This window comes from Gordonia shandongensis DSM 45094 (genome assembly GCF_000423025.1).
In the GTDB taxonomy this organism is placed as follows: Bacteria; Actinomycetota; Actinomycetes; order Mycobacteriales; family Mycobacteriaceae; genus Gordonia; species Gordonia shandongensis.
The window spans coordinates 133,638-156,364 of sequence record NZ_KE383969.1; the positions used below are offsets into that span (position 1 = coordinate 133,638).

Consider the following 22,727-nt stretch of genomic DNA (forward strand, 5'->3'; position numbering starts at 1 on the left):
CTCCTTCCTCGAACCCCCGACCGTCACCTGCCGACCACCCCGAACCGACAGTGTCCCCGCCGCAACTTAGAGGAGTCTTAGCCGCCGCGGACGACCGGCCCGCGATACGCTCATACGCCCTGTTCAGCCGGGTGGACTCTCATCGGCATCAATGCGACCATCGCCGGTGTGGCACCTGAACTGACCGTCTCGACCGCATTGTCCTCCTGGCAGATCGACCCGCTGACCACCGTCGTCATCGGCGCGATCACCGTCGGCTACCTCCTGGCGGCCCGCGCGAGCGGGATCGGCGCGGTCTCGCGCGTCCTGTTCGTGGCCGGTTGCGGCGTCTGGTGGTACGCGTCGAACGGATTCATCGCCGTCTACAGCGACACCCTGTTCTGGGTTCGCGGCCTCGACTACGTGCTGCTGGCACTGGTCTCGGCATTCCTGCTCGCCGTCGGCCGACCGGTCTCGGTGATCGCATCGCATCGGCCCGCCCTGCGCCGACTGCTGCGCCTGGCCCGCAACCGAGCGGTGCGGGCGGCGCTCTCACCGCTGCCGACGTCGGCCGCGATGCTGGCGCTGCCGTGGCTGCTGTTCTTGACGCCCTGGTATCCGGCGGTCCTCGAGTCCGCGGCGGGCGATGCGGTGACGCGCATCATCATCGTCGCCGTCGGGGCCGTCTACTTCTACACGCGACTGCAGATCGACCCGGTGCCGCGGCATCGGCATTCCGCCCTGTCGCTGCTGATCGCGACGGCGGAGACCCTGTGCGACGGCGTCCTCGGTGTGGTCCTGTGGCAGGGCGGCGTCATCGGCGCCGTCGCAGAGCAGGCCGGACTGCGGGACTGGGGACCGTCGGCCCGTCTCGACCAGACCATCGGCGCCGGTGTCATCTGGATCCTCGGCGACGTGTTGGGGCTGCCCTTCCTGATGTTGCTGTTCACGCGGCTGCGCGCGGACGACGATCGGACCGACGTCGCCGCCCCGGCGGCCGTCGATCCGGACGATCCCGACGTCGACGGAACGCCCGCCGCCGACCCCGGCCGACCGTGGTTCCTCGACGATCCGCAGCTGGCGGACCGGTTCCGTCGCTGATTCCCCGCGACTGAGACCGCCTCCCCTATCGGAGAGAACGCGTTCTAGTTTATCGTGTACTGAAACGTGTTCTATTTCTGTGCGCGCCCGTGCCGCGCCGACCCGAAGGGAAGTCAATGAGCGAGGAATTCGACGTCGTCGTCGTCGGTGCCGGCGGAGCAGGCCTGGCCGCCGCGCTGACCGCCGCCACTCAGGGACTCCGGACCGTCCTCGTGGAGAAGTCGCCCTACTGGGGCGGATCCACCTCGCGGTCGGGCGGCGGCGTCTGGATTCCGAACAACTCGATCCTGCGCCGCGACGGCGTCGAGGACACCCCGGAGGAGGCGCGCCGCTACGCGCACGCCATCATCGGCGACCACGCGCCCGCCGACCGCATCGACACCTACCTCGATCGCGGCCCCGAGGCGCTCGACTATCTGATGGCGCACGCGCCGCTCGACCTCGAATGGGTCAAGGGGTACTCGGACTACTACCCCGAGGCACCCGGCGGCCGCGCGATGGGACGCTCCGTGGAGCCGCGGCCCTTCGACGCCCGCCGCCTCGGCGACGACCTGGAGACCCTGCACCCGCAGTACACCAAGGCCCCCCTCAACATGGTGGTCCTCCAGTCCGACTACCGGTGGCTCAACACCGGCCTCCGCCACTGGCGCGGACCGCTCCGCATGGCCAAGGTGGCCCTGCGCTTCTTCTGGGCTCGCGCCCGCGGCAAGAAGATGATCGCGATGGGCGCGGCCCTGGCCGCCGAGCTCATGCTCGGCTGCCGCGACGCCGGCGTCGACATCCGCCTCAACACCCCGCTCACCGGTCTGCTCACCGACGACGGTCGCGTCACGGGCGTGACCGTCGACACCGGAGACGGTCCCGTCGAGCTGCGCGCCCGACACGGCGTGATCCTGGGCACCGGCGGCTTCGAGCACAACGCCGAGATGCGCGCCCGGTACCAGCGCGCCCCGATCGGCAGCGACTGGACCACCGGCGCACCGTCGAACACCGGCGACGGCATCAATGCGGCGATCGAGGCCGGCGCGTCGACCTCGCTCATGGACGACGCCTGGTGGGGACCGACCATCCCGCTGCCCAAGGGACCGTGGTTCGCGCTCTCGGAGCGTTCGGTGCCCGGCACCTTCATCGTCAACACCCGCGGTGAGCGGTTCATGAACGAGTCGCTCCCCTACGTCGAGGCCGTCCACCACATGTACGGCGGTGAATTCGGTCAGGGCGAGGGCCCGGGCGAGAACATCCCGGCGTGGCTGATCTTCGACCAGCGGTGCCGCAACCGCTATCTGTTCGCCGGTGTCACCGCCCGTCAGCCGCTGCCGAAGAGCTGGCTCAAGTCGGGGGTCGTCGTGAAGGCCGGATCGCTGGCCGAGCTCGCCGAGAAGACCGGGCTGCCCGCCGATGCGCTGACGTCGACGACCGAGCGGTTCAACGGCTTCGCCCGCAGCGGCACCGACGCCGACTTCCACCGCGGCGACAGCTCGTACGACCACTACTACGGCGACATCACCAACAAGCCGAACCCGAGCCTCGGCGTCGTCGACAAGGCTCCGTTCTACGCGGTCAAGATGGTCCCGGGCGACCTGGGCACCAAGGGCGGTGTCGACACCGACGTCGTCGGCCGCGTCCTGCGCGCCGACGGCACCCCGATCGACGGCCTGTACGCCTCCGGCAACACCAGCGCGCCGGTGATGGGCCACACCTACGCGGGCCCCGGCGCCACCATCGGACCGGCCATGGTCTTCGGCTACCTCGCCGCCCTCGACGCCAAGGCCAAGGCCGACGCGCCGACCGGACCGCCCGCCGCCGACGACTCGTCCTCCGACACCACGCACGCGGGAGCCTGACACCATGCCCATCGATCCCTCAGTCGCCGTCGGCGCCGACCTCGGCGAGACCACGTTCTCGTGGACCCCGCGAGAGGTGGCGCTGTACAACCTCGCCGTCGGCGGCGCGGCCGACCCGATGAACACCGTCGGACTCGAGTACGTCGACGATGTGGCCCCCAAGGTGCTGCCGTCGTTCGCGACGGTCGCCGCGACCTTCCACGCCGCCGAACCGCCGAAGGTGGAGTTCCCCGGCGTCGACATCGATCTGGCGAAGGTCGTCCACGGCGCCCAGCAGGTGCGCGTGCACCGGCCGCTGCCGGCGGCGGGCACCGCGACCACCAGGACGCGGATCGCCGAGGTCCAGGACAAGGGGTCCGCGGCGGTCGTCATCCAGGAGTCGGTCACCGTCGACGACGCGGGTGATCCGCTGTGGACGGCCCGCTCGTCGATCTTCGCCAAGGGCGAGGGCGGCTTCGGCGGCGAACGCGGGGCCTCGACGCGCGTCGAGATCCCCGATCGCGCACCGGATCACGAGCTCGCCGTCCCGACACTGCCGCAGCAGGCCCTCCTGTACCGCCTGTGCGGGGACCGGAATCCACTGCACAGCAGCCCGTCGTTCGCCGAGGGCGCGGGTTTTCCTCGCCCCATCCTGCACGGACTGTGCACCTACGGCAGCGTCTGTCGCGCGGTGGTCGATGAGATCTTCTCCGGTGACGTGGCCGCGGTGGCCGACTACGGAGTCAGTTTCGCCGGGGTCGTCTTCCCCGGTGAGACCCTCGCGGTGCGCGCCTGGGAGGATGGCGACCGACTGCTCGTGACCACCACCGTCGTCGACCGCGACGACGCACCGGCCCTGAGCAACGTCGTGTTCATCAGATCCTGACCGAAAGGACCGGCATGGCCGCCTCTCTCCTGCACCTGCTCGACGCCGATCGCGAAGCCCTGACTTCGGATCTCGCCGACGTCATCGATGCGGAGGTGAAGCGGCAGTCCGGCCTGTCGGGCGCCGCAGTCAAGACCGCCTACGGTGCGGCGCAGAAGTTCAAGCCCGGTGTCGTCGCGGGGGCGACGAATGCACTGCTCCCCGACTTCTTGACGGCACTGTCGCCGTACTGGGACGACCTGCCCGCGGGGACGTCGTTCGGCGAGCATCTGCGCGCGAACGGCGACGGTGCGGCCGAGGCGCTGCTGGCGGTGACCGACGCGCAGACCGAGTCGGCACCCGCGGTGCTCACGAAGGCGTACTCGAGCCTGCGCGGCAAGGCCAAGGGGTATGTCGTCGAGGCTCTCGGCCCGGTGGGCGACGTGATCGAGAAGCATGCCCGCTGACCGAGCGGCGCGGCTCCGACGGGTCAGACCGCGCTGGTGGCGATCAGGAGCAGGACCGTCAGCACTGCGGCGATGACGGCGACGAGGGCCAGCGCACGCCAGAGGACGGCGCGGCCGGATCGGAGTTGGGTGGTGGACGGCGAAGCAAGGTGGTTCGAAGCCATGATGATCAACTTTCAGTCGGCGGCGACCTGTTGCCCGTGTGACCACTGTGGCACAAGTTACATTAGAAGGCGATGATCTGACGATGCGTGTCGGTGCACGTTCACTCCGCGACCGCGGAACGCCACCCTCCTCGGAATCGTTTCGGACCGGCTGGCTGATCCTCGTCTCCTGCCTCGCGGTCAGCCTCGTCGTCGCCGCGATGGCCGCCCTCAACACCGCACTGCCCGACATCGCCAAATCGGTCGGCGCCGACACCGGCGAGATGACCTGGATCATCGACGGCTACACCCTCGTCCTCGCAGCACTGCTGCTGCCCGCAGGCGCCATCGGCGACCGTCTCGGGCGCAAGCCCGTCCTCATCGCCGGGCTCATCGTGTTCGGCGTCGCCTCACTGGCCGCCGTCTGGGTCGACACCTCCCTGCAGCTCATCATCACCCGGTTCGTCGCGGGAGCCGGCGCCGCCCTGATCATGCCGTCGACCCTCTCGCTGATCTCCGCGGGCGTCCCGCGGGAACGCCGTCCGCTCGCCATCAGCATCTGGGCCGGCGTCGCCGGCGCGGGAGCCATCATGGGGTTCTTCGTCACCGGCGTCCTGCTCGAGTTCTTCTCCTGGCACTCGGTGTTCGTCACCTTCGCCGCCTCCTCGGCCGCCACCCTGATCCTGGTCCTCACCATCGGGAACTCCAAGGACGCCGCACCCGGCTCGTTCGACGTCATCGGCTCGGCGACCTCCGTGATCGCCATCGCCGCCGTCGTCTTCGGACTGCTCGAGGCCCCGCAACGCGGCTGGACCGATCCGCTCATCCTCGTCTGTCTCATCGGCGGCGTGGTGCTCGTCGCCGTCTTCATCCTGGTCGAGAAGCACCGGACCTCTCCCCTCCTGGACGTGCGCCTGTTCACCAACCGTGCGTTCTCGGCCGGGTCGCTGTCGGTGGCCCTGCAGTTCCTCGCCAGCTTCGGCGTCTTCTACCTGCTGCTCCTGCAACTCCAGCTCGTATACGGATACTCGGCCCTGACCTCCGCACTCGCCCTGTTCCCGATGGTCGTCGGCGTCGGCGTGTTCGCGATGATCGGCAACTGGGTGGCCGTCCGCTTCCATTCGCTGCGCATCGTCCTCGGCGCCGGCATCGCGATCGCCGCGGCGGGCGTCCTGGCGATCGGCATCGTCGACGCCGACGTGTACTGGAAGCTCGGCATCATGCTCGGTGTCTGCGCCGTCGGCATCGGTCTGGCGACCGCGCCGTCCACGACGGCGATCATGTCGAACACGCCCCTGGACAACCAGGGCATCGGGTCGGCGGTCAACGACACCGCCCGCGAACTCGGTGCGGCCATCGGCATCGCCCTCGCCGGCAGCATCCTGGCCGCCGGATACGCCGACCGCATCGGCCCCACCGTCGACGTCACCCGCGATCAGCTCACCGCCGTGGACCCGAGTCTGGCCGACCGGGCCGCCGACGCGGTGTCCAGTTCGCTCGCCGGGGCCGTGGAGGTGGTCGACGCGCTGCCCGCGGACGCCGCACCCCTCGGCGAGCAGATCACGGCGGGCGCTCACGCGGCCTTCCTGGAACCGCTCCAGTCCGCCTGCCTGGTGCTGGGCTCCATCCTCATGGCCGGTGCGCTGTTCCTCGCGTGGTACTCCCCGCGCGAGGTCATCCCCGCCGACGGAAAACCGGATGACCCGGAGCCGACGGCCGGGTAGCGTGACGGCCGTGAACATCTGACCCGCATCGCCGCTGCCCATCGACGCCGAAGCGAGTCACCATGTCATCTTCTTCTGAGCACCTCTCATCCCACGAGCCGCCCGACGGCCGCGCCGCCGTCGTCCTGCAGAACGTGCACTTCGCCTGGCCCGACGGGACCGCCGTCCTCGACGGCGTCACCGCGTCGTTCGGCGTCGGCCGGACCGGTCTGGTCGGCCGCAACGGTTCGGGGAAGTCGACGCTGCTGCGCCTCGTCGCCGGCGACCTCGCACCCGCATCGGGTCGCATCGTGGTGACCGGCGACGTCGGCCGGCTCCGCCAGGACGTCACCCGCAGGCCCGCCGCGACGGTCGCCGATCTGCTCGGCGTCGGCGACACCGTCGCCGCCCTGCGGGCCATCGAAGGCGGGGCGACCGACGAACGGCACTTCGAGACCGTCGGCGACGACTGGGACATCGAAGCCCGCGCCACGGCGACCCTCGACCGCGCCGGGCTGACCGGCAGGCCGCTCGACTCCCCGGTCACCGGACTCTCCGGCGGCGAGGCGATGATCGTGGCCGTCGCCGGACTCCATCTGCGCCGCCACGCGATCACCCTGCTCGACGAGCCGACGAACAACCTCGACCGGGACGCCCGCGCGCGGGTGGCGGCGCTCATCGACGAGTGGCCGGGAACGCTCATCGTCGTCAGCCACGACCTCGATCTGCTCGACACCCTGGACCACACCGCGGAGCTGCACCGGGGTCGGCTCGAGACGTTCGGCGGGCCGTACGGGCGGTGGCGCGAGCACGTCGAGCGCGAGCAGCGGGCCGCGATGGCTGCGGCGACCTCCGCGCAGCAGGCTCTCGTCGCGCAGAAGCGTCGGCGCGTCACCGCCGAGACCACCCTGGCCCGTCGGGCGCGCACCGCCCGGCGCACCGCGCGCGACGGCGGCATTCCCGCCGTGCTGGCCGGGCGGCGGGCCGAGAAAGCCCAGGGGTCGGCCGCGCAGCTCCGGGCGACACACGACCGGAAGGTCGGCGAGGCCCAGGCCGCGGTGGACGCCGCCGACGCCCGGGTCCGCGACGACGATCACATCAGCGTCGACCTGCCGGACCCCGGTGTCCCCAGTCGCCGCCGGATCGCCGAACTCGCCGCCGCCGACCAACCCGCCGCCGAACACGCCGCTGCCGGACGGTCCGACGAGCCGAGCACCCCTCGCATCGTGCTCCAGGGTCCGCAGCGGCTCGCGCTGATCGGCCCGAACGGCGCGGGGAAGTCGACCCTGCTGGCCCGGCTCCGCGCCGGGATCCCGGCCACCGCGGACCGTCCGGGCGGCCGTCTGTTCACCGACCGTGTCGGCTACCTGCCACAGCGGCTCGACGCACTCGACGACGCGGCCAGTGCGTTGGAGAACGTGCGCGCCGCCGCACCCGACGCCGACCCCGGCGACATCCGCAACCGGCTCGCCCGGCTCCTGCTGCGCGGCGACTCCGTGGACCGGCCCGTCGCCGAGCTCTCCGGCGGCGAGCGCTTCCGCGCATCGTTGGCCACGCTGCTGTTCGCCGAACCGCCCGCCGCGCTCCTGATCCTCGACGAGCCGACCAACGACCTGGACGTCTCGAGCGTCGAGCACCTCACCGAAGCGCTCAACGCGTACCGCGGGGCACTCATCGTGGTGAGCCACGACCACCGGTTCCTCGACGGGATCGGCATCGACACCGTCGTCGCCCTCGACGCCGCGGGCCGACTGCACCGTCTCCCGGAGGTGCCGCGTTGACACCCGGCCCCGCAGAAGCCCTGTGCCGTATTCCGTGACCCGATTCGGGTCACGGAATACGGCACAATTCACGAGATGGGGCAGAACGCCTCGGCACAGACCCGACGTCCCTCCGCGATCGCCGCGTCTCGGTCGAGGCCGACCCCGGCGTCGCGCAGCGTCGACAGATAGCGGTCGACCGCGCCCGGCGACTGGACGGTCGAAGACTGGACGGCCGAAGACGGGGCTCCCGACGGCGCCGCCGAATCGTCGGCTGCGCCACCGCAGGCCGTCAGCAGCGCGGCACACACCGCGACGGTCGGGACGAGACGGGTGCGGACGAGAATCACACCGGGGACGGTACCGCGGCGGTCTTCGCCCACTTGTAGTCGGCCTTGCCCGCCGGCGTGCGCTTCACTTCGTCGACGTAGACGATCGACCGCGGCACCTTGTAGCCGGCCAGCGTCTTGCGGCAGTGCTCCTGAATGTCCTCCAGCGAAGGCTCGTCCGCACCGTCGTTGAGTGCGGCGACCGCACCGACGCTCTGCCCGTACTTCGCGTCGGGGACCGGGACGACGAGCGCGTCGGCGATCGCCGGGTGCCCGTGCAGCGCGGCCTCGACCTCCTCGGCGTAGACCTTCTCACCGCCGGTGTTGATGCACTGACTGCCGCGACCGAGGAAGACGATGTGGTCGTCGTCGGTCACATAGCCCATGTCGCCGAGGACCGAGATGCGGGTGCCGTCCTCCATGACCGGGAACGTCCGAGCCGTCTTCTCCGGATCCTTGTAGTAGCCGAGCGGGATGTTGCCGACGCGCGCGATGTGCCCGACCTCGTTCGGCGTGGTGATGCGACGGAACTTCTCGTCGACAACCATCATCCGCTCGGACACCGGCACCTTGAGGTTGCCGTTCTCGTCGAGGACGATCTCACCGTCGTTGCCCGACTCCGAGGCGCCGAAATTGTCGCGCAGCAGCAGTTCCGGCTTCACCGCGACGAGACGGTCGCGCACGCTCTGGCTCCAGATGGCGCCGCCCGAGGCGATCGAGAACAGCGACGACAGGTCGGCGGTGTCCTTCTGCTTCTCCATCTGCTCCGCCAGCGGGATGCCCATCGCGTCGCCGACGATCAGGATGATCTGCGTCTGGTCGCGGCCGATGTTGCGCACGATCTTCTCGGCGTCGAAGTCGCGCTCCAGAATGAGTCGACCGCCCAGTGAGAGGAAGGTGAACAGCGAGTACGACGCCGCACCGTGCATGAGCGGCGCGGCGATGAGGAACGCCAGCGACGGGAAGTTCTTCACCTCGTTCGCCAGGTCCTCGAGGTCCTTGCGCGGCTCGCCGTACGGGTTGCCGCCCGAGATCGGCTTGCGGAAGAAGTCGTCGTGACGCCACATGACGCCCTTGGGGTAGCCCGTGGTCCCACCGGTGTAGAGCAGGTACAGCTCGTCGCCGGTCCGCTCCTCGAAGTCCCGCTTGGGCGATTCCTGCGTGTGCTCGGCGAAGTCGACGACGCTGACGCGTCCGTCGGTGTCGTCCGCCGCCGCGGTGAGCTCGTCGACGATGTCGCCGATCACGAAGACCGTCCGCAGCTCCGGCAGACCGGGCATCAGACGTGCGACGCTGCGCTGATGTTCGGGCAGCTCGACGATGATCGCCTTGGAGTCGGAGTTGTCGAAGATGTACTCCAGCTCCGGATCGGTGTACCGGTAGTTCACGTTCACCGGCGCCGACCGGACCTTGATGAGGCCGATCAGGCTGGTGACGTGCTCGACGCTGTTCTTGAGGAACAGCGACACGTTGTCGTCGAGGCCGAGTCCGTGACGGACGAACATGTGCGCCACCTGGTTGGTGAGCGCGTCGAGCTCCGCGTAGGTGTAGCCGCGCCCCTCGTAGCTGAGGACGACGCGTTCCGGCACGGCGTCGGCGACGGTCTCGAAGACGTCTGCGAGGTTGAACTTCATCTTTTGTGACTCCTCATGTGGGGTGAGCCGAGCGGACTCAGACGGTAAGGATCAGACCGGACGTCGGGACACCGGTGCCTGCGGTGACGAGGGCGCGCTGTGCGCCGTCGACCTGGTTGACGGAGGTGCCGCGCAGTTGCCGCACCGTTTCGGCGATGCCGTTCATCCCGTGGATGTACGCCTCGCCCAGTTGACCGCCGTGGGTGTTCAACGGCAGTCGTCCCCCGACTTCGAGGGCCCCCGGCTCGCGGACGAAGTCCTTGGCCTCGCCCCGGCCGCAGAAGCCGAGCTCCTCGAGCTGGATCAGGGTGTACGGGGTGAAGTGGTCGTAGAGGACAGCGGTGTCGATGTCGTCCGGGGTGAGCCCCGACTGCGCGAACAACTGCTCGCCGACCAGGCCCATCTCCTCCAGCTCCGGTAACGCCTCCCGGTAGTAGCTGGTCATGATGAACTGGTCGCTGCCGCTGCCCGACGCCGCACCGGCGATCGTCACGGGCTTCTGTTTGAGGTCCTTGGCCCGCTCGGGTGAGACGACGACGATGGCGACACCGCCGTCGGACTCCTGGCAGCAGTCGAGCAGATGCAGCGGCTCGGCGATGAACCGCGAGGCCTGGTGGTCCTCGAGCGTGATCGGTTTGCCGTAGAAGAAGGCGTTCGGGTTCGTCGCCGCGTGCTTACGGTCGACGACGGCGATGCGCCCGAAGTCTTCACTGGTGGCGCCGTACTCGTGCATGTAGCGGCGGGCCACCATCGCCACGAAGGCGGCCGGCGTCGACAACCCGTGCGGGTACGAGAAGGCGTTGTCGGTGCCCGATGAGTTCTCCTGGTTGGCGACCGCCGCGTTCACCTGGCCGAATCGGTTTCCCGACCGTTCGTTGAACGCCCGGTAGGCCACCGCGACGTCGCAGACGCCGGTGGCGACGGCCATCGCCGCCTGTTGCACCGTGGAGCATGCGGCGCCGCCGCCGTAGTGGATCCGCGAGAAGTACGTGAGCTGCGGGATCCCGACGGCGCGCGCGACGGCGATCTCCATGTTGGTGTCCATCGTGAAGGTCACCAGGCCGTCGACGTCGGTGGCCGTCAGGCCCGCGTCGGCGAGGGCGGCGTTGACGGCTTCGGCGGCGAGCCGCAGTTCGCTGCGACCGGAGTCCTTGGAGAATTCCGTCGCCCCGATCCCGGCGATCGCGGCCTTCCCGGACAGGGTGCGGTCGCTCATCGCGCCTCCTCGAGTGTCAGGGTGACCGTCGAGATCACGTGCTTGCCGAGCGAGTTCGTGCCGGTGACCGCGACGGTCGCCCGCGAGCCGGACACCTCGGTGACCTCACCGGTGAAGGTCAGCGTGTCGTAGGCGTACCAGGGCACGCCCAGTTTGAGGGTGATCGCCCCGATGCGCGCCGCGGGCCCCGCCCAGTCGGTGACGAACCGCTCCACCAGACCGGTGTCGGTCAGGATGTTGACGAAGATGTCCTTCGACCCCTTCTGCTGTGCGAGGTCGCGGTCGTGGTGGACGTCCTGGAAGTCGCGGGTGGCCAATGCGGTCGCGACCACGAACGTCGGGGTGGCGTCGATCGTGAGCGGGGGCAGGCTCTGCCCCACCTCGATCGCGTGCGCTGCTGCGGTGCCGCCGGTCATCGCCGATCCTCCTTCGCTCGCCACGCGTACAGGGTCCACGGCTCGCCACCCGGATCGGAACCGTCGGGGTCGTCGGCGAAGTCGAGGAACTCCACCTCCACCGGCATGCCGACGGCGACCCGGTCGGGGTCGACGCCGCGCAGCTGCCCGAGCATGCGGACGCCTTCGTCGAGTTCCACCAGCGCCACCACGAACGGCAGTTCCCGGCCGGGGACGCGCGGCGCGTGGTGGACGACGTAGCTGTAGACGGTGCCGGTGCCCGCGGCGACCGTGTAGTCGGTGTCCGCGTACGTGCCGTCGGCGTCGCGTTCGGTCCAGGTCGCGGGGATCGGCGGATGGCGCAGCGTGCCGTCGGGCAGCCGCTGGATCCGCAGTTCGTGCGCGGCCACGCCGTCCCAGAAGAAGGCGGTGTCGCGCGACCGGGTGGGACGGATGAGGCGGGTCGGGTCGAGTCCCTCGTACACCGGGGTCTCGTCGGCTCCGCCGTCGTCGACGTCCGACGACGTGCTCGCCGCGGGACGGAACTTGAGGATGCGGAAGTCCATCTCGGCGACCACGTCGTCGTCCGCGGTGCCCGCACCCGCGCGCCACGTGTTGCGGGTGGTGAAGAACCAGCCCTCGCCGAGTGCCGTCTGTTTGGGCCCGACGACGTCGATGAGCTCGGAGGTGATGGTCACCTCCTCGCCGGGACGGGTGTACCGGTGGTACACGGTGTCGCAGTTGGTGGCGACGACGGACGTGTATCCGGCGTCGTCGAACAGTTCGGTGGCCAGCCCCAGCGGGTCGTCGTCGGTGCGGACGCCGTGCAGTCCGCGCATCGTCCACACCTGTGCCATCGCCGGCGGTGCGACCACCCCGGGGTGACCGGCCGCCCGCGCCGCGTCGTCGTCGACGTAGATCGGGTTGGCGTCGCCCATCGCCTCGCACCAGTTGTTGATCATGGGCTGGTTGATCGGGTCCCGGCCGCGGCGGGGAGCACTGGCACCGCGGGCCGCGATCGCATCGGCTGCCGCGCGGATCTGCTCGGGTGTCGAAGAGGGTGTCACCGTCATGTCGCCTACCTCTTCTGCCTGGGCAGGCCGAGACCCGCCGTGCCGATCATGTCGCGCATCACCTCGTTGACGCCGCCGCCGAAGGTGATGACGGCGTTGCGTTTGGCCTGCATGTCGAGCCAGTCCGCGAACTCCGCGGTCTCCGACGCGGAGAGGTCGCCGAACTGGGCGACGACGTCGTCGATCATCCGGTACACGGACTGGAGCCGCTCGGTGGAGAACACCTTGGTCGCGGCGGCGTCGGCCATCGAGATCTCCCCGGTCGACGCGACCTGCCAGTTGAGCAGTTCGTTGAGCCGCTCGTAGGCGCTGATCGTCGCGATCAGTCTGCGCACCTCCGGCTGTTCGATGACCGGGGCGTCGTCGAAACGGGCGTCCTTGGCCCAGTCGCGCACCCGGTCGGCGAGGCCGCCGATGCGGCCGGACGGTCCGAGCATCACCCGCTCGTGGTTGAGCTGCGTGGTGATGAGCTTCCATCCGTCGCCCTCGTCGCCGACCCGCATCGAGACGGGCACGCGGACGTCGTTGTAGTACGTCGCGTTGACGTGGTGGGCGCCGTCGGCGGTGATGATCGGCGTCCAGGTGAACCCCGGATCGTCGGTGTCGACGATGAGGATCGAGATGCCCTTGTGCTTCGGCGCGTCGGGATCGGTCCGGCAGGCGAGCCAGATGTAGTCGGCGTCGTGCCCGCCGGTGGTGAAGATCTTCTGGCCGTTGATCACGTACTCGCCGGTCGACTCGTCGAGGACCGCGCGGGTCGTCAGCGAGGCGAGGTCGGTGCCCGCATCGGGTTCGGTGTAGCCGATGGCGAAGTGGACGTCGCCGGTGAGGATCTTGGGGAGGAAGAAGTCCTTCTGCTCCTGGGTCCCGTACCGCTGCAGGGTGGGCCCGACGGTCTGGAGCGTCACCGACGGGAGCGGAACGTCGGCGCGCACCGCCTCGTTGGTGAAGATCTGCTGTTCGATCTCGCCGAATCCCTTGCCGCCGAACTCCGTCGGCCATCCGACGCCGAGACGGTCGTCGGCACCCATGCGGGACACGACGGCGCGGTAGGCGGCCCCGTGCCGCTCGGTGCGCATGGTCCGTTCTTCGTCGGGGGTCACGAGTCCGGAGAAGTATGCGCGCAGCTCGTTCCGCAACGCGATCTGCTCGTCGGTCAACGCTATGAACATGCGGCGTCCCCTCCTGTCGTTCCGGTCGGTGCGGTCAGGTCGGCGAGGACGCCGAGGGCGCGGTGGGCGCCGCCGGTGAGCCTCGCGAGGTCCTTCGCGAGGGAGAAGTACCGGTGCAGCGGGTAGGTCACGTCGACGCCGATCCCGCCGTGCAGGTGCGTCATGGTGCGCATGGTCGCGGGCAGTTCGGCGGCCACCCAGTACATGGCCGTGGCCAGGTCTTCGGCGGCGTCCCTGCCGTCTGCGAGCTCCCACGCGGCGGTGGTCGCGACGAGGTTCATGGTCCGCGAGACGACGTAGATGTCGGCGAGCTGTTGGCCGACGGCCTGGAACGAGGCGATCGGCCGACCGAACTGCTCACGGGTCGAGACGTGGTCGGCGGTGCGTTTGACGGCCCCCGCCACCAGTCCGTCGGCGTAGGCGGCCACCGCGGCGCGGTAGGCGTCGATCGCCGCGTGCGGGTCGTCGGCGAGGAGCGACGAGCGCGGAACCGTCACCCCGTCGAGGGTCACCGTGTACTCACCCCATCCGGACGAGCTCGTGGTCCGCTCGATGCGCATTCCGGGCGCGTCGGTCGGCACGAACGCCACGCCGCCGTCGGCGACCACGACGATGCCGGCGGCGCCGTCGGCGGCCAGGACACCGGTCTTGACCCCGTCGATCCGGATGCCGTCGTCGACGAGGGTGAGGGCGGTCGTCGGCGTCTGGCCGAGCGCGCGACCCGATTCGCCGATCGCGACGGCGTGCCAGCCGCCCTCGGTGAGGGCGCGGGCGTGGTCGGTCGCCGCGGGGGCGTCGGCGAGCAGTAGACCCGAGACGAGCGTCCCGATCAGGGGTGCGACGACCGCCTCGTGACCGGCGCGGTGCAGCAGCGGCGCCAGCGCGTCGAGGCGCTGGTCGTCACCGCCCACCGATTCGGGCAACGGCAGGACCGTCACGCCCGAGGCCGCGAGCGCCGCCCAGGCGTCGTGGTCGAATCCTCCGACGGTGTCGGCGAACGTGCTCTCCCAGTCCGGCTGCAGTCGGCGCATCACGTCGTCGGCGACGTCGCGGACTGCAGCTGCGGTGGGCTCCAGGGTGAAATCCACCCGGCTCCTCCTCCAGCAGTATTAGAACTTGTTCTATTTATATCAGTTGGGGCGAGACCGCAGTCACAATGTGTCGATATACAGCGAATTCATCGCAGAATCTGCCGGTCGGAGCGGTCAGCCCCGCGGCAGACCTAGAATCCGTTCAGCCGCGGCGTTCTTGAGGATCTGAGTGGTCCCGCCCGCGATCGACAGGCACCGGTTCAACAGCAGGAAGCCGGTCGCCGCCGTCTCACCGAGCGCCGCGGTGCCCAACAGGTCGGTCGCGAACTCGGGCACCGCCTGCCGATGCACCACGCCGATGAGCTTCCGCACACTCGACGTGGCACCGGGATCGGTCCCGTGCAGTCGGGCGACCACCGACCGCGCGTCGAGGACCCGACCGATGTGCGCGTCGGCGATGATCCCGCCGAGCGTCAACGCCTGCGCCTCCGTGAGCCGGGTGTCGGCGGCGTCGAGCTGGGTGAGCAGCGAGTCGACCTCCTTGCCCAGCCCCGATCCACCCATCGCCACCCGCTCGTTGGCGAGCGTCGTACGCGCCAGTCGCCACCCCGCGTCGACCTCGCCGACCACCATCTCGTCGGGGACGAAGACGCCGTCGAGGAAGACCTCGTTGAACATCGCCCGCCCGGTCAGCTCGCGAAGCGGCCGGATGTCGATGCCGGCCGCGGCCATGTCGACGAGGAAGTAGGTGATGCCCCGATGTTTGGGCGCATCCGGATTCGTCCGGGCCAGACAGACCGCCCACTGGGACATGTGGGCCTCGGAGGTCCAGATCTTCTGACCGGTGAGTCGCCAGCCGCCGTCGACGCGGACCGCCTTGGTCCGCAGCGACGCGAGGTCGCTGCCCGCCTCCGGTTCACTGAACAGCTGGCACCAGCGGATGTCGCCGGCGAGGGTCGGTGCGACGAAGCGTTCACGCTGAGCGTCGGTGCCGTGCTCCAGGATGGTCGGCAGCGCCCAGCCGGCGATCACCAGGTCGGGTCGCGTCACGCCGACGCGGTCGAGTTCGGCGTCGATCAGCAGCTGAAGGGCGGGGTCGGCCCCCAGCCCGTACGGCGCAGGCCAGTGGGGCGTCAAGAATCCGGTGCGGGCCAGTTCGGCGCGCCGCTGCTCGGGCGACGCCGCCGCGATCCGGTCGGCCGTCGCCGCGATCTGCGGGCGCTTCGACTCCGCCTCGACGAGGTCGAGGGAGAATTCGCGGCGCCTGCGCGCTCGACCGAGGTCGGCCAGGGCGGCACGTTGCCCGGTTCCGGACGCCAGCAGCATCCGCGCGGCGAGCGCCGACCGAAGGTACAGGTGGGCGTCGTGTTCGAAGGTGAAGCCGATGCCGCCGAACACCTGGATGGCGTCCTTGGCGTTCGCTGGCGCGAGGTCGGCGACGAGCACCGCCGCGGCGAGGGCGCTGAGTCGGACCTGCTGGCGCGCGTCGTCGTCCGGTTCGGCGACCGCGTCGTCGAGCGCTCGCGCCAGATCCCACGCGGCGGCGCCGATCTGCTGGCTGCGGCACAGCATGTCGGCGCAGATCTGCTTGACGGCCTGGAACGATCCGATGGGCGCGCCGAACTGATTCCGGACCTTCGCGTACTCGACGGCACCGCGGAGCACATGCTCGGCCACACCCGCCTGATAGGCGGCGATGCCGAGGGTCAGCAGTGCGCCGAACAGATCGCCGTCGCCGAGGTCGACCGCGGCCTCATCGACGGCGCCGGACAGCGAGACCCGACACGGGACGGCCGTGCCGTCGAGGGGTCCGTCCACGGTCTGTGCCGTCACCTGCAGGGACGCCGTGTCGATGACGTGCCAGCGCGCCGGGCCGCCGTCCGCCGAGAACGGCGCGGCGACGAGCGCATCGGACACGTATCCCGGAACCACGCCGAGGTCGACGGTCCCGTCGACGATCGCGTAGGTCCCGCCGGACGCGACCGCGTCGGCGGGGACGACGACGGGCCGCTGCCCGGACATCACGGCGTCGGCGAGTTCTCCCGCCGGGGTCTCCGACCCGCGAGTCGCCAGGACGTAGGCGGCGGCCGTCGTCGCGGCCAACGGGCCCGGGACCAGTTCGTCGCCGCAGGCCGCGAGCATCACCGCGACGTCCTCCAGCGTGCCGTCGGCACCGCCCGCGGCCTCCGGAACACCCGCCGCGAAGACGCCGAGATCGGCGATCTCGGCCCACCACCGGGTCCACGAGGCACCCGATTCGTCGATGTCATCGCGAACCGCCGCGCGAACCTCCCGCGCTCTCGCCCAAGCGGCGATACTGTCGTAGACGACTCTTTGGTCGGCTGACGTGGCAATTGTCACCGCGATTTCCTCCGCGTTTCTGTTGATACCGTCGATTAGAACCTGTTCTAATATCTACTGGGTGTACACCATCGGAGGGCGGCTGCCAACTGGCGGCCAGTGGACGTGACACGAGGAGACGAGCGAACTATGGCCGGCACGGGATCGACGCACACCGCAACCGACGTGCCGACGCCGCCGCCGGCTCCCGCCCAGGTCTCCGGCGCGGAAGTGGGCTCCGCGGCACAACGCGAACGCCGCCGCCGCATCCTCGACGCCACCCTGGCCCTCGCCTCCAAGGGCGGCTACGACGCCGTGCAGATGCGCGCCGTCGCCGACAAGGCCGACGTCGCCGTCGGCACCCTCTACCGCTACTTCCCGTCGAAGGTCCATCTGCTGGTGACCTCGCTGTCCCGCGAACTCGAACGCGTCGAGGGGCGCGTCGACCGCACCCAGCTGCCCGGAGAGGGTCCGATGGACCGCCTCCGCTACGTGCTCGACATGATCACGTTCGCCATGCAGCGCGACCCGCTGCTCACCGAGGCCATGACCCGCGCCTTCATGTTCGCCGACGCCTCGGCCACCAGCGAGGTCGACCGCGTCGCCGGAATCATCGACCGACTCCTGGCCGGCGCCATGCTCGATCCGTCCGAGCCGGACGCCGAGCCCACCCAGCACGAGCTCGCGGTCGCGCGCGTGATCTCCGACGTGTGGATGTCGAACCTCGTGCAGTGGCTGACGCGCCGCGCCTCCGCCGCCGACGTCACCAACCGCATGGAGTTGACGATCAAGCTGCTGCTCGACCGCAACTGACCCGCCCGGTCAGCGGGTGCCGAGGTCCTTGGCGATCTTCGGCCAGGTGCGGTGCAGATCCCGCTCCCAGTACTGCCACGAGTGTGTGCCCAGGGGGCGCCGGATCACCGTGGTGTCGACGTTCGCGGCCGTGAGCGCCTGCTCCATCTGCTGCGTGCAGCTGTTGACCGCCGCCTCGATGATCCCGCCCATCACGACCTGGTCGAGCAGGACCGCGGCGTCGCCGTCGACGAGGTCGGCGTCCAGCGTGTCGTACGGCCCGGGCAGACCGGTCCCCGAGGTCATGTAGACCTTGGTGCCCTTGAGGGCGGCGGCGTGCAGGTAGGGATCGTTCTCCCGCCACCCGGGACCGTTCAGCGGCCCCCACATGTTGGTGATGTCACCGCGGCCGCGGTCGCCGATCACGGTGCGGATGTAAGCCTGCCCCAGGGGGTCGCTGGTCCGCGCGCAGCCGCTGTACGCGGCGACGGACTTGTACAGCTTCGGGGCGCTGATCGCGAGGTTGAACACCGAGGTGCCCGACATCGAGATGCCGGCGATGGCGTTGCGTCCGGTGGTGCCGAGCGCCGAGTCGACCAGCGGCGGCAGTTCCTCGGTGAGGAAGGTCTGCCACTTGTTGCGGCCGAGCACGGGGTCGTCGCGCTGCCAGTCGGTGTAGTACGAGAACGCCCCGCCGACGGGCGTCACGACGTTGACGTGCTTATCGGAGAAGTAGCGCTTGTAGTCGGTCTTGACGCGCCACGAGGCGTCGTCCTCGCCGCCGCCGGCCCCGTTGAGGAGATACAGCGTCGGCGCCGGGATGCCGCGGTCGCGCGGACGCAGGACGTTCAGCGAGATCGTCTTGCCCATGGCGGCCGAGTAGACCTCGATCATCTGCTCCTGCGGCGAGACGTTCGTCGTGGACACCACGCGCGACGGGAGCCGCGGGGTCACCGGCGTGGTGCGCGCCGACGGATCCTGACTCGAAGGAGCTGGGGTCGAAGGAGCTGGGGTCGACGGAGCTGGGGTCGAAGGAGCTGCGGCAGCCGTGCCCACCGACCCCGTGTCGGTCACCGCTGCGGCGGCCACCGTGGCGCACACGGCGGTCACCACCAGTGCGCGAGAGAGATTCTTTCGCACCTTCCACCCCTTCAGTCACAAACTTCACTTGTGTCACATGGTAGCGCGTCGGGTGTCGATCACGGAATCCCTCGAGAACAGGCCGACCGCAGGACTCGATTCGGGCCGAACCGGAGACGCAGTCCACGCGAAAGCCGCAAGCCGCCCCGGGAAATACGTCGATTCACCACGGGTCCTTGTACCCTCGCCTGAGCGACGTGCTCCACGAGCGCGCGCACATGCACGACGACGACGGGATGCCAGGGTGGTCAACACCGAGCCTAAAGCCGACGACGCGAACGGGCGTCACGCTCCTTCCGCCACGCAGGAACACGGTCCGCGGGCGCACGACGGCACGCACCCGAACCCCGAGGCACCCGACCCGGCGCCCCCGGTGAAGAAGAAGGACCGCCACCTCTACCAGATCGACTTCATTCGACTGTTCACCTTCGGCGGTGTCATCCTCGACCACGTCATCCTGGGGCTGGCGCCCCCGGCGGCGATGGCCGCACAGGGCGTCGGCCTGATGCTGCGGTACACCCGCTACTGCTTCTTCGCCCTCACCGGCTTCGTCCTGACCTACCAGTACCGCAACCGCGAACTGCACGCCCCGACGTTCTGGCGGCGCCGCTACAAACTGATCGGCCTGCCGTTCCTGATGTGGTCGTTGTTCTACTGGATCAACCGCCACTACCAGCGCGGCGGCTGGGACAACGTCTGGGGCGTCTTCCACGACGCCGACACCATCAAACTCGGCATCAAGAGCCTCGTCTACGACCTCATCACCGGAAACGCCGCCTACCACCTGTACTTCCTGTCGGTGAGCATGCAGATCTACCTGGTGTTCCCCGCCGTCCTGTGGGTGCTGAAACGCACGTGGGGCTACCACCGCTACCTGCTCGCGGCCAGCGGCGCCTTCCACATCTGGCTGCTCTTCCACATGGTGCGGCCGCCCCACGCCATCTTCGAACCCGACTTCCCGGTGCTCGGCCTGATCTGGAAGTACCTGGGCGTCACCCTGTTCCCGTACCAGTTCTTCATCCTCGCCGGCTGCCTGGCGGCCATGCACTTCGAGGCGTTCAAGGTGTTCATGCGCCGCTTCCGCGCACCGCTGGCACTGCTGGCCGTCGTGACGATCGCCGTCACACTCTGGTACTTCGTCGAGAACGTCAACGGCGGCGAGGAGATGTTCCGCGCCACCAACGTCTTCATGGTCCACAATGCGTTCGCACTGGTCGGCATCATCGTCCTGCTGTGGATCGCCGGAAGCATCTGGCAGGACCGCCGCACCCCGGGATCGCTGCCCGACCGGATCATGCGGACGGCCGCCGACCGCTCATTCGGCATCTACCTGGCCCACGTCATCGTTCTCTCCTGCGTCCTGCAGACCTCACGCGCTCACCTCGACAAGCCGCTCTGGCTCAACCTGACCCTCACCTACCTCGTCACCGTGGCGGTCACCGTGTTCGTGATCGAGGTCCTGCGCCGCAGCCCGATCAGCATGATCACCACCGGCCGCGAACGCATCGACTGGCGCATCCAGAACTGGCCCCGCTCAGCAGCCGTCGGCGTCGTCGCCATCGCCGTCGGGATCCTGTGGCGCGAGACGATGCACACCCAGCTCGGCGCACTCATCGCCGCGGCCGGCGCACTGCTGATCCTCTCCGCCGGCGTCGTCGCCGTCCGACGCCTCCTCGACTCCGACGCCGAGACCACCGTCGACGTCTGACGGGCCGGACCTCAGATCTGTGGCCGCAGTGCGGCTCAGATCTGTGGCCGCAGTGCGGCCGTGACGAGGTCGGCGATTCCCGCCTTGCCCGCGGCATCGGGATGCAGCATGAACTTTCCGTCGACGCCGCGGACCCACGGCGCCGGACCGCACACCCCGTGCTCGGCGGCCGCCCCCGCGGTACTCACGTGCACCGCACCCGTGCGGTTCGCCACCCGCGCGTTGATCCGCGACATCCGATCGGCGACGGTGACGGTCTCCGCGACCTCCCACGGCAGCAACGGCAGCCGCTCGCAGGGCGGTGCGTCGATCGCAGCCACCGGCGCGTAGTCCACCAACGCCACCGTCGCCCGCGGAGCCCGCTTCCGCACGGCCTCGACCACCCCGACGAGAGTCTTCTCGAGCCGGGAGTAGGCGGCCTCCGACGGCGGCGGGGCGGGCACGCGACCCGATCCGCAGTTCCGCACTCCCGCCACCCGCAGGTTCTGGCATGCCGATGCGATCATCCGACCGACATAGTTCAGGTCGTTGCCACCCGAGGTGATCGTGACGAGGGCGGCGTCGGACGGCACTCGCGGAACCTGCGCCGGGCGGTGCCGAACGGCCGACGGCGCCGAACCGGCCACCAGCTCGGCCGCCTTGGAGCCCGAGCACGTCAGATCGGTCAACGCCAGTCCGAGGGCCTCGGCGACCCGATGAGGATAGTTGTCCGCGGTGCGCATGCACCGGCGGTCGACGACCTCTCCCGACCCCGGTCCCGCCGCGAACGAGCTTCCCAACGCCGCGTACACCGGCGCCCGCGGCGCGGTGGCCGACGATCCCGCCCCCGAGGATCCCGAGGTCGCCACCGGATCGTCGTTCCGCGACATCGACAGCAGGATTCCGACCGTCGCCGTCACCGCCACCGCGACGACCACGGCGAGAGCGGTGACGGAGCGCTGCATCGAAGGTCGCACACGCATGAGTCTCACACATCGACGTACTGATCTTCCTGAGCGAACCCCCAGAGAAGCCCGATGTGAAACAGATCCCACCCGGTGACCGAGAACGACGAAGGACCGGCCGTGTCCGGCCGGTCCTTCGACACGTGATCCGGCGGCTCCCGCCGCCCCGCTGACAGCTACTGCTGCGGGTAGCCACCCTGCGGCGGGTACTGCTGACCCGGCTGCGGCTGACCGTACTGCTGACCCGGCTGCGGCTGGCCATACTGCTGACCCGGCTGCGGCTGGCCATACTGCTGACCCGGCTGCGGCTGACCGTACTGCTGACCCGGCTGCGGCTGGCCGTACTGCTGACCCGGTTGCGGCTGACCGTACTGCTGACCGGGGTGCGGCTGACCGTACTGGCCCGGAGCGAAACCGACCGGTGCAGACGCGCCGAACTTCGCCGGCATGAGGACCATGAGCAACGCGACGGCACCGGCACCCAGGGCGACGAAGCCGAGCACGAACACCAGCCAGAGACCGTATGCCCGGCTCTCGCTGCCGAGATCCTGCGATTCACCGGAGAACGCCCACGCCGGTGCCCCGAAGAACACCGTCGCGGTGATGAAGGTCGCGAAGCCGAGTGCGGCCGCGGCGAGGGCCGCGAAACCCTGGTACATGCGGATCAGCAGCGGAACCGCGACGAGCAGCAGGAGAACGCCGAAGGCGATCGTCCACGCACCGGGCGAGCTGAATCCCGGGTCATCCGGATTCTTCACCGAATCCGGAATCTGGTCGGCCCCCGGGCCGGAGTAGTCCACCGACGTGCCGCCGAGACCGCTGACCGCGACCTTCACCGTCATGCCCATGGCCGACTCTTCGGACGAAATCCACGACAGGCAGCTGAAGATGATCAGCAGGATCCCGGTGCCACCGAGGATCCCGCCCACGATCCGCAATTTGTCGGCCGCGGCGAAGGCCGGGGCCGACAGCGCGGCGAGCGGTCCTCCCGCGGGTCTCGGCTGCGGAACCGGTTGTCCATACGTCACTACGATCTCCCAATGGTCGGCGCGGCGGTTCTCGCCGCATCGGTGACCATCGTAAAGCTCACAGTCCGCCGGGACGGGAGGACC

Annotated in this window: 20 protein-coding genes; 8 read left to right on the top strand and 12 right to left on the bottom strand. The window is 69.7% G+C overall.

Features of this window, described 5'->3' with window-relative positions:
- The first annotated feature begins 168 nt into the window (after positions 1–168).
- The 4 genes from G528_RS0115130 (at position 169) to G528_RS0115145 (ending at position 4,235) form a co-directional block, all read left to right on the top strand.
- Positions 169–1,080, top strand: a complete 912-nt coding sequence (locus tag G528_RS0115130; RefSeq protein ID WP_051198879.1) for a cytochrome c oxidase assembly protein — start codon at positions 169–171, stop codon at positions 1,078–1,080.
- A 116-nt stretch (positions 1,081–1,196) separates the two neighbouring features.
- Positions 1,197–2,924, top strand: coding sequence for a 3-oxosteroid 1-dehydrogenase (gene kstD / locus G528_RS17820; protein WP_051198880.1), 1,728 nt, complete (start codon positions 1,197–1,199; stop codon positions 2,922–2,924).
- 4 nt (positions 2,925–2,928) lie between these two features.
- Positions 2,929–3,789 (top strand): MaoC/PaaZ C-terminal domain-containing protein, encoded by an 861-nt coding sequence (locus G528_RS0115140; RefSeq protein ID WP_026919693.1) that lies wholly within the window; start codon positions 2,929–2,931, stop codon positions 3,787–3,789.
- Positions 3,790–3,803: 14 nt separating this feature from the next.
- A complete protein-coding gene (locus G528_RS0115145; protein ID WP_026919694.1) occupies positions 3,804–4,235 on the top strand; it encodes a DUF6918 family protein in 432 nt (143 codons plus the stop codon).
- 23 nt (positions 4,236–4,258) lie between these two features.
- On the opposite strand, the gene G528_RS18565 is transcribed toward G528_RS0115145, so the two are convergent.
- A complete protein-coding gene (locus G528_RS18565; protein WP_156890476.1) occupies positions 4,259–4,399 on the bottom strand; it encodes a hypothetical protein in 141 nt (46 codons plus the stop codon).
- A gap of 83 nt (positions 4,400–4,482) precedes the next feature.
- Between G528_RS18565 and G528_RS17825 the strand changes: the two genes are divergently transcribed.
- Together G528_RS17825 and G528_RS0115160 are read left to right on the top strand one after the other, a co-directional pair.
- On the top strand, positions 4,483–6,102 hold the full coding sequence (locus G528_RS17825; RefSeq protein WP_051198881.1) for an MFS transporter: 1,620 nt from the start codon (positions 4,483–4,485) through the stop codon (positions 6,100–6,102).
- A gap of 62 nt (positions 6,103–6,164) precedes the next feature.
- Complete coding sequence (locus G528_RS0115160; RefSeq protein WP_051198882.1) at positions 6,165–7,862, top strand: ATP-binding cassette domain-containing protein; 1,698 nt, start codon at positions 6,165–6,167, stop codon at positions 7,860–7,862.
- 68 nt (positions 7,863–7,930) lie between these two features.
- Here the strand turns inward: G528_RS0115160 and G528_RS0115165 are convergent, their stop codons facing one another.
- From G528_RS0115165 to G528_RS0115200, 8 genes are all read right to left on the bottom strand, one after another.
- Positions 7,931–8,191, bottom strand: a complete 261-nt coding sequence (locus G528_RS0115165; protein WP_156890477.1) for a hypothetical protein — start codon at positions 8,189–8,191, stop codon at positions 7,931–7,933.
- On the bottom strand, positions 8,188–9,804 hold the full coding sequence (locus tag G528_RS0115170; protein ID WP_026919697.1) for an AMP-binding protein: 1,617 nt from the start codon (positions 9,802–9,804) through the stop codon (positions 8,188–8,190). The genes G528_RS0115165 and G528_RS0115170 overlap by 4 nt, the downstream gene beginning before the upstream one ends.
- Positions 9,805–9,841: 37 nt before the next feature.
- Positions 9,842–11,020: a lipid-transfer protein gene (locus G528_RS0115175; protein WP_026919698.1), complete on the bottom strand. Its 1,179-nt coding sequence runs from the start codon at positions 11,018–11,020 to the stop codon at positions 9,842–9,844.
- Positions 11,017–11,436 carry a MaoC family dehydratase gene (locus tag G528_RS18570; protein WP_026919699.1) on the bottom strand — a complete coding sequence of 140 codons (420 nt, stop codon included), beginning with the start codon at positions 11,434–11,436 and terminating at the stop codon, positions 11,017–11,019. The genes G528_RS0115175 and G528_RS18570 overlap by 4 nt, the downstream gene beginning before the upstream one ends.
- On the bottom strand, positions 11,433–12,488 hold the full coding sequence (locus tag G528_RS0115185; RefSeq protein ID WP_026919700.1) for a bifunctional MaoC family dehydratase N-terminal/OB-fold nucleic acid binding domain-containing protein: 1,056 nt from the start codon (positions 12,486–12,488) through the stop codon (positions 11,433–11,435). The genes G528_RS18570 and G528_RS0115185 overlap by 4 nt, the downstream gene beginning before the upstream one ends.
- 5 nt (positions 12,489–12,493) lie before the next feature.
- On the bottom strand, positions 12,494–13,660 hold the full coding sequence (locus G528_RS0115190; RefSeq protein WP_026919701.1) for an acyl-CoA dehydrogenase family protein: 1,167 nt from the start codon (positions 13,658–13,660) through the stop codon (positions 12,494–12,496).
- A complete protein-coding gene (locus tag G528_RS0115195) occupies positions 13,651–14,748 on the bottom strand; it encodes an acyl-CoA dehydrogenase family protein (RefSeq protein WP_026919702.1) in 1,098 nt (365 codons plus the stop codon). Before G528_RS0115195 ends, G528_RS0115190 begins: the two co-directional genes overlap by 10 nt.
- Positions 14,749–14,865: 117 nt before the next feature.
- Entirely contained in the window at positions 14,866–17,052 is a 2,187-nt protein-coding gene (locus G528_RS0115200; RefSeq protein WP_026919703.1) for an acyl-CoA dehydrogenase family protein, read from the bottom strand.
- A gap of 129 nt (positions 17,053–17,181) precedes the next feature.
- Here G528_RS0115200 and kstR point away from each other — a divergent pair, with 129 nt between their 5' ends.
- Positions 17,182–17,844, top strand: a complete 663-nt coding sequence (gene kstR, locus G528_RS0115205; protein WP_026919704.1) for a cholesterol catabolism transcriptional regulator KstR — start codon at positions 17,182–17,184, stop codon at positions 17,842–17,844.
- Positions 17,845–17,853: 9 nt separating this feature from the next.
- Here kstR and G528_RS17830 read toward each other — a convergent pair whose 3' ends face one another.
- Positions 17,854–18,963 (bottom strand): alpha/beta hydrolase, encoded by a 1,110-nt coding sequence (locus tag G528_RS17830; RefSeq protein WP_425402244.1) that lies wholly within the window; start codon positions 18,961–18,963, stop codon positions 17,854–17,856.
- Positions 18,964–19,207: 244 nt separating this feature from the next.
- On the opposite strand from G528_RS17830, the gene G528_RS17835 reads away from it, so the two are divergent.
- Positions 19,208–20,671: an acyltransferase gene (locus G528_RS17835; RefSeq protein WP_245569799.1), complete on the top strand. Its 1,464-nt coding sequence runs from the start codon at positions 19,208–19,210 to the stop codon at positions 20,669–20,671.
- A 35-nt stretch (positions 20,672–20,706) separates the two neighbouring features.
- Here G528_RS17835 and G528_RS0115220 read toward each other — a convergent pair whose 3' ends face one another.
- Both G528_RS0115220 and G528_RS18755 read right to left on the bottom strand, forming a co-directional pair.
- The gene (locus tag G528_RS0115220) at positions 20,707–21,633 is read right to left on the bottom strand and encodes an SGNH/GDSL hydrolase family protein (protein WP_245569800.1); all 927 of its coding nucleotides are present in this window, start codon (positions 21,631–21,633) and stop codon (positions 20,707–20,709) included.
- A 158-nt stretch (positions 21,634–21,791) separates the two neighbouring features.
- On the bottom strand, positions 21,792–22,643 hold the full coding sequence (locus G528_RS18755) for a hypothetical protein (protein ID WP_051198883.1): 852 nt from the start codon (positions 22,641–22,643) through the stop codon (positions 21,792–21,794).
- Between the last annotated feature and the right edge of the window lie 84 nt (positions 22,644–22,727).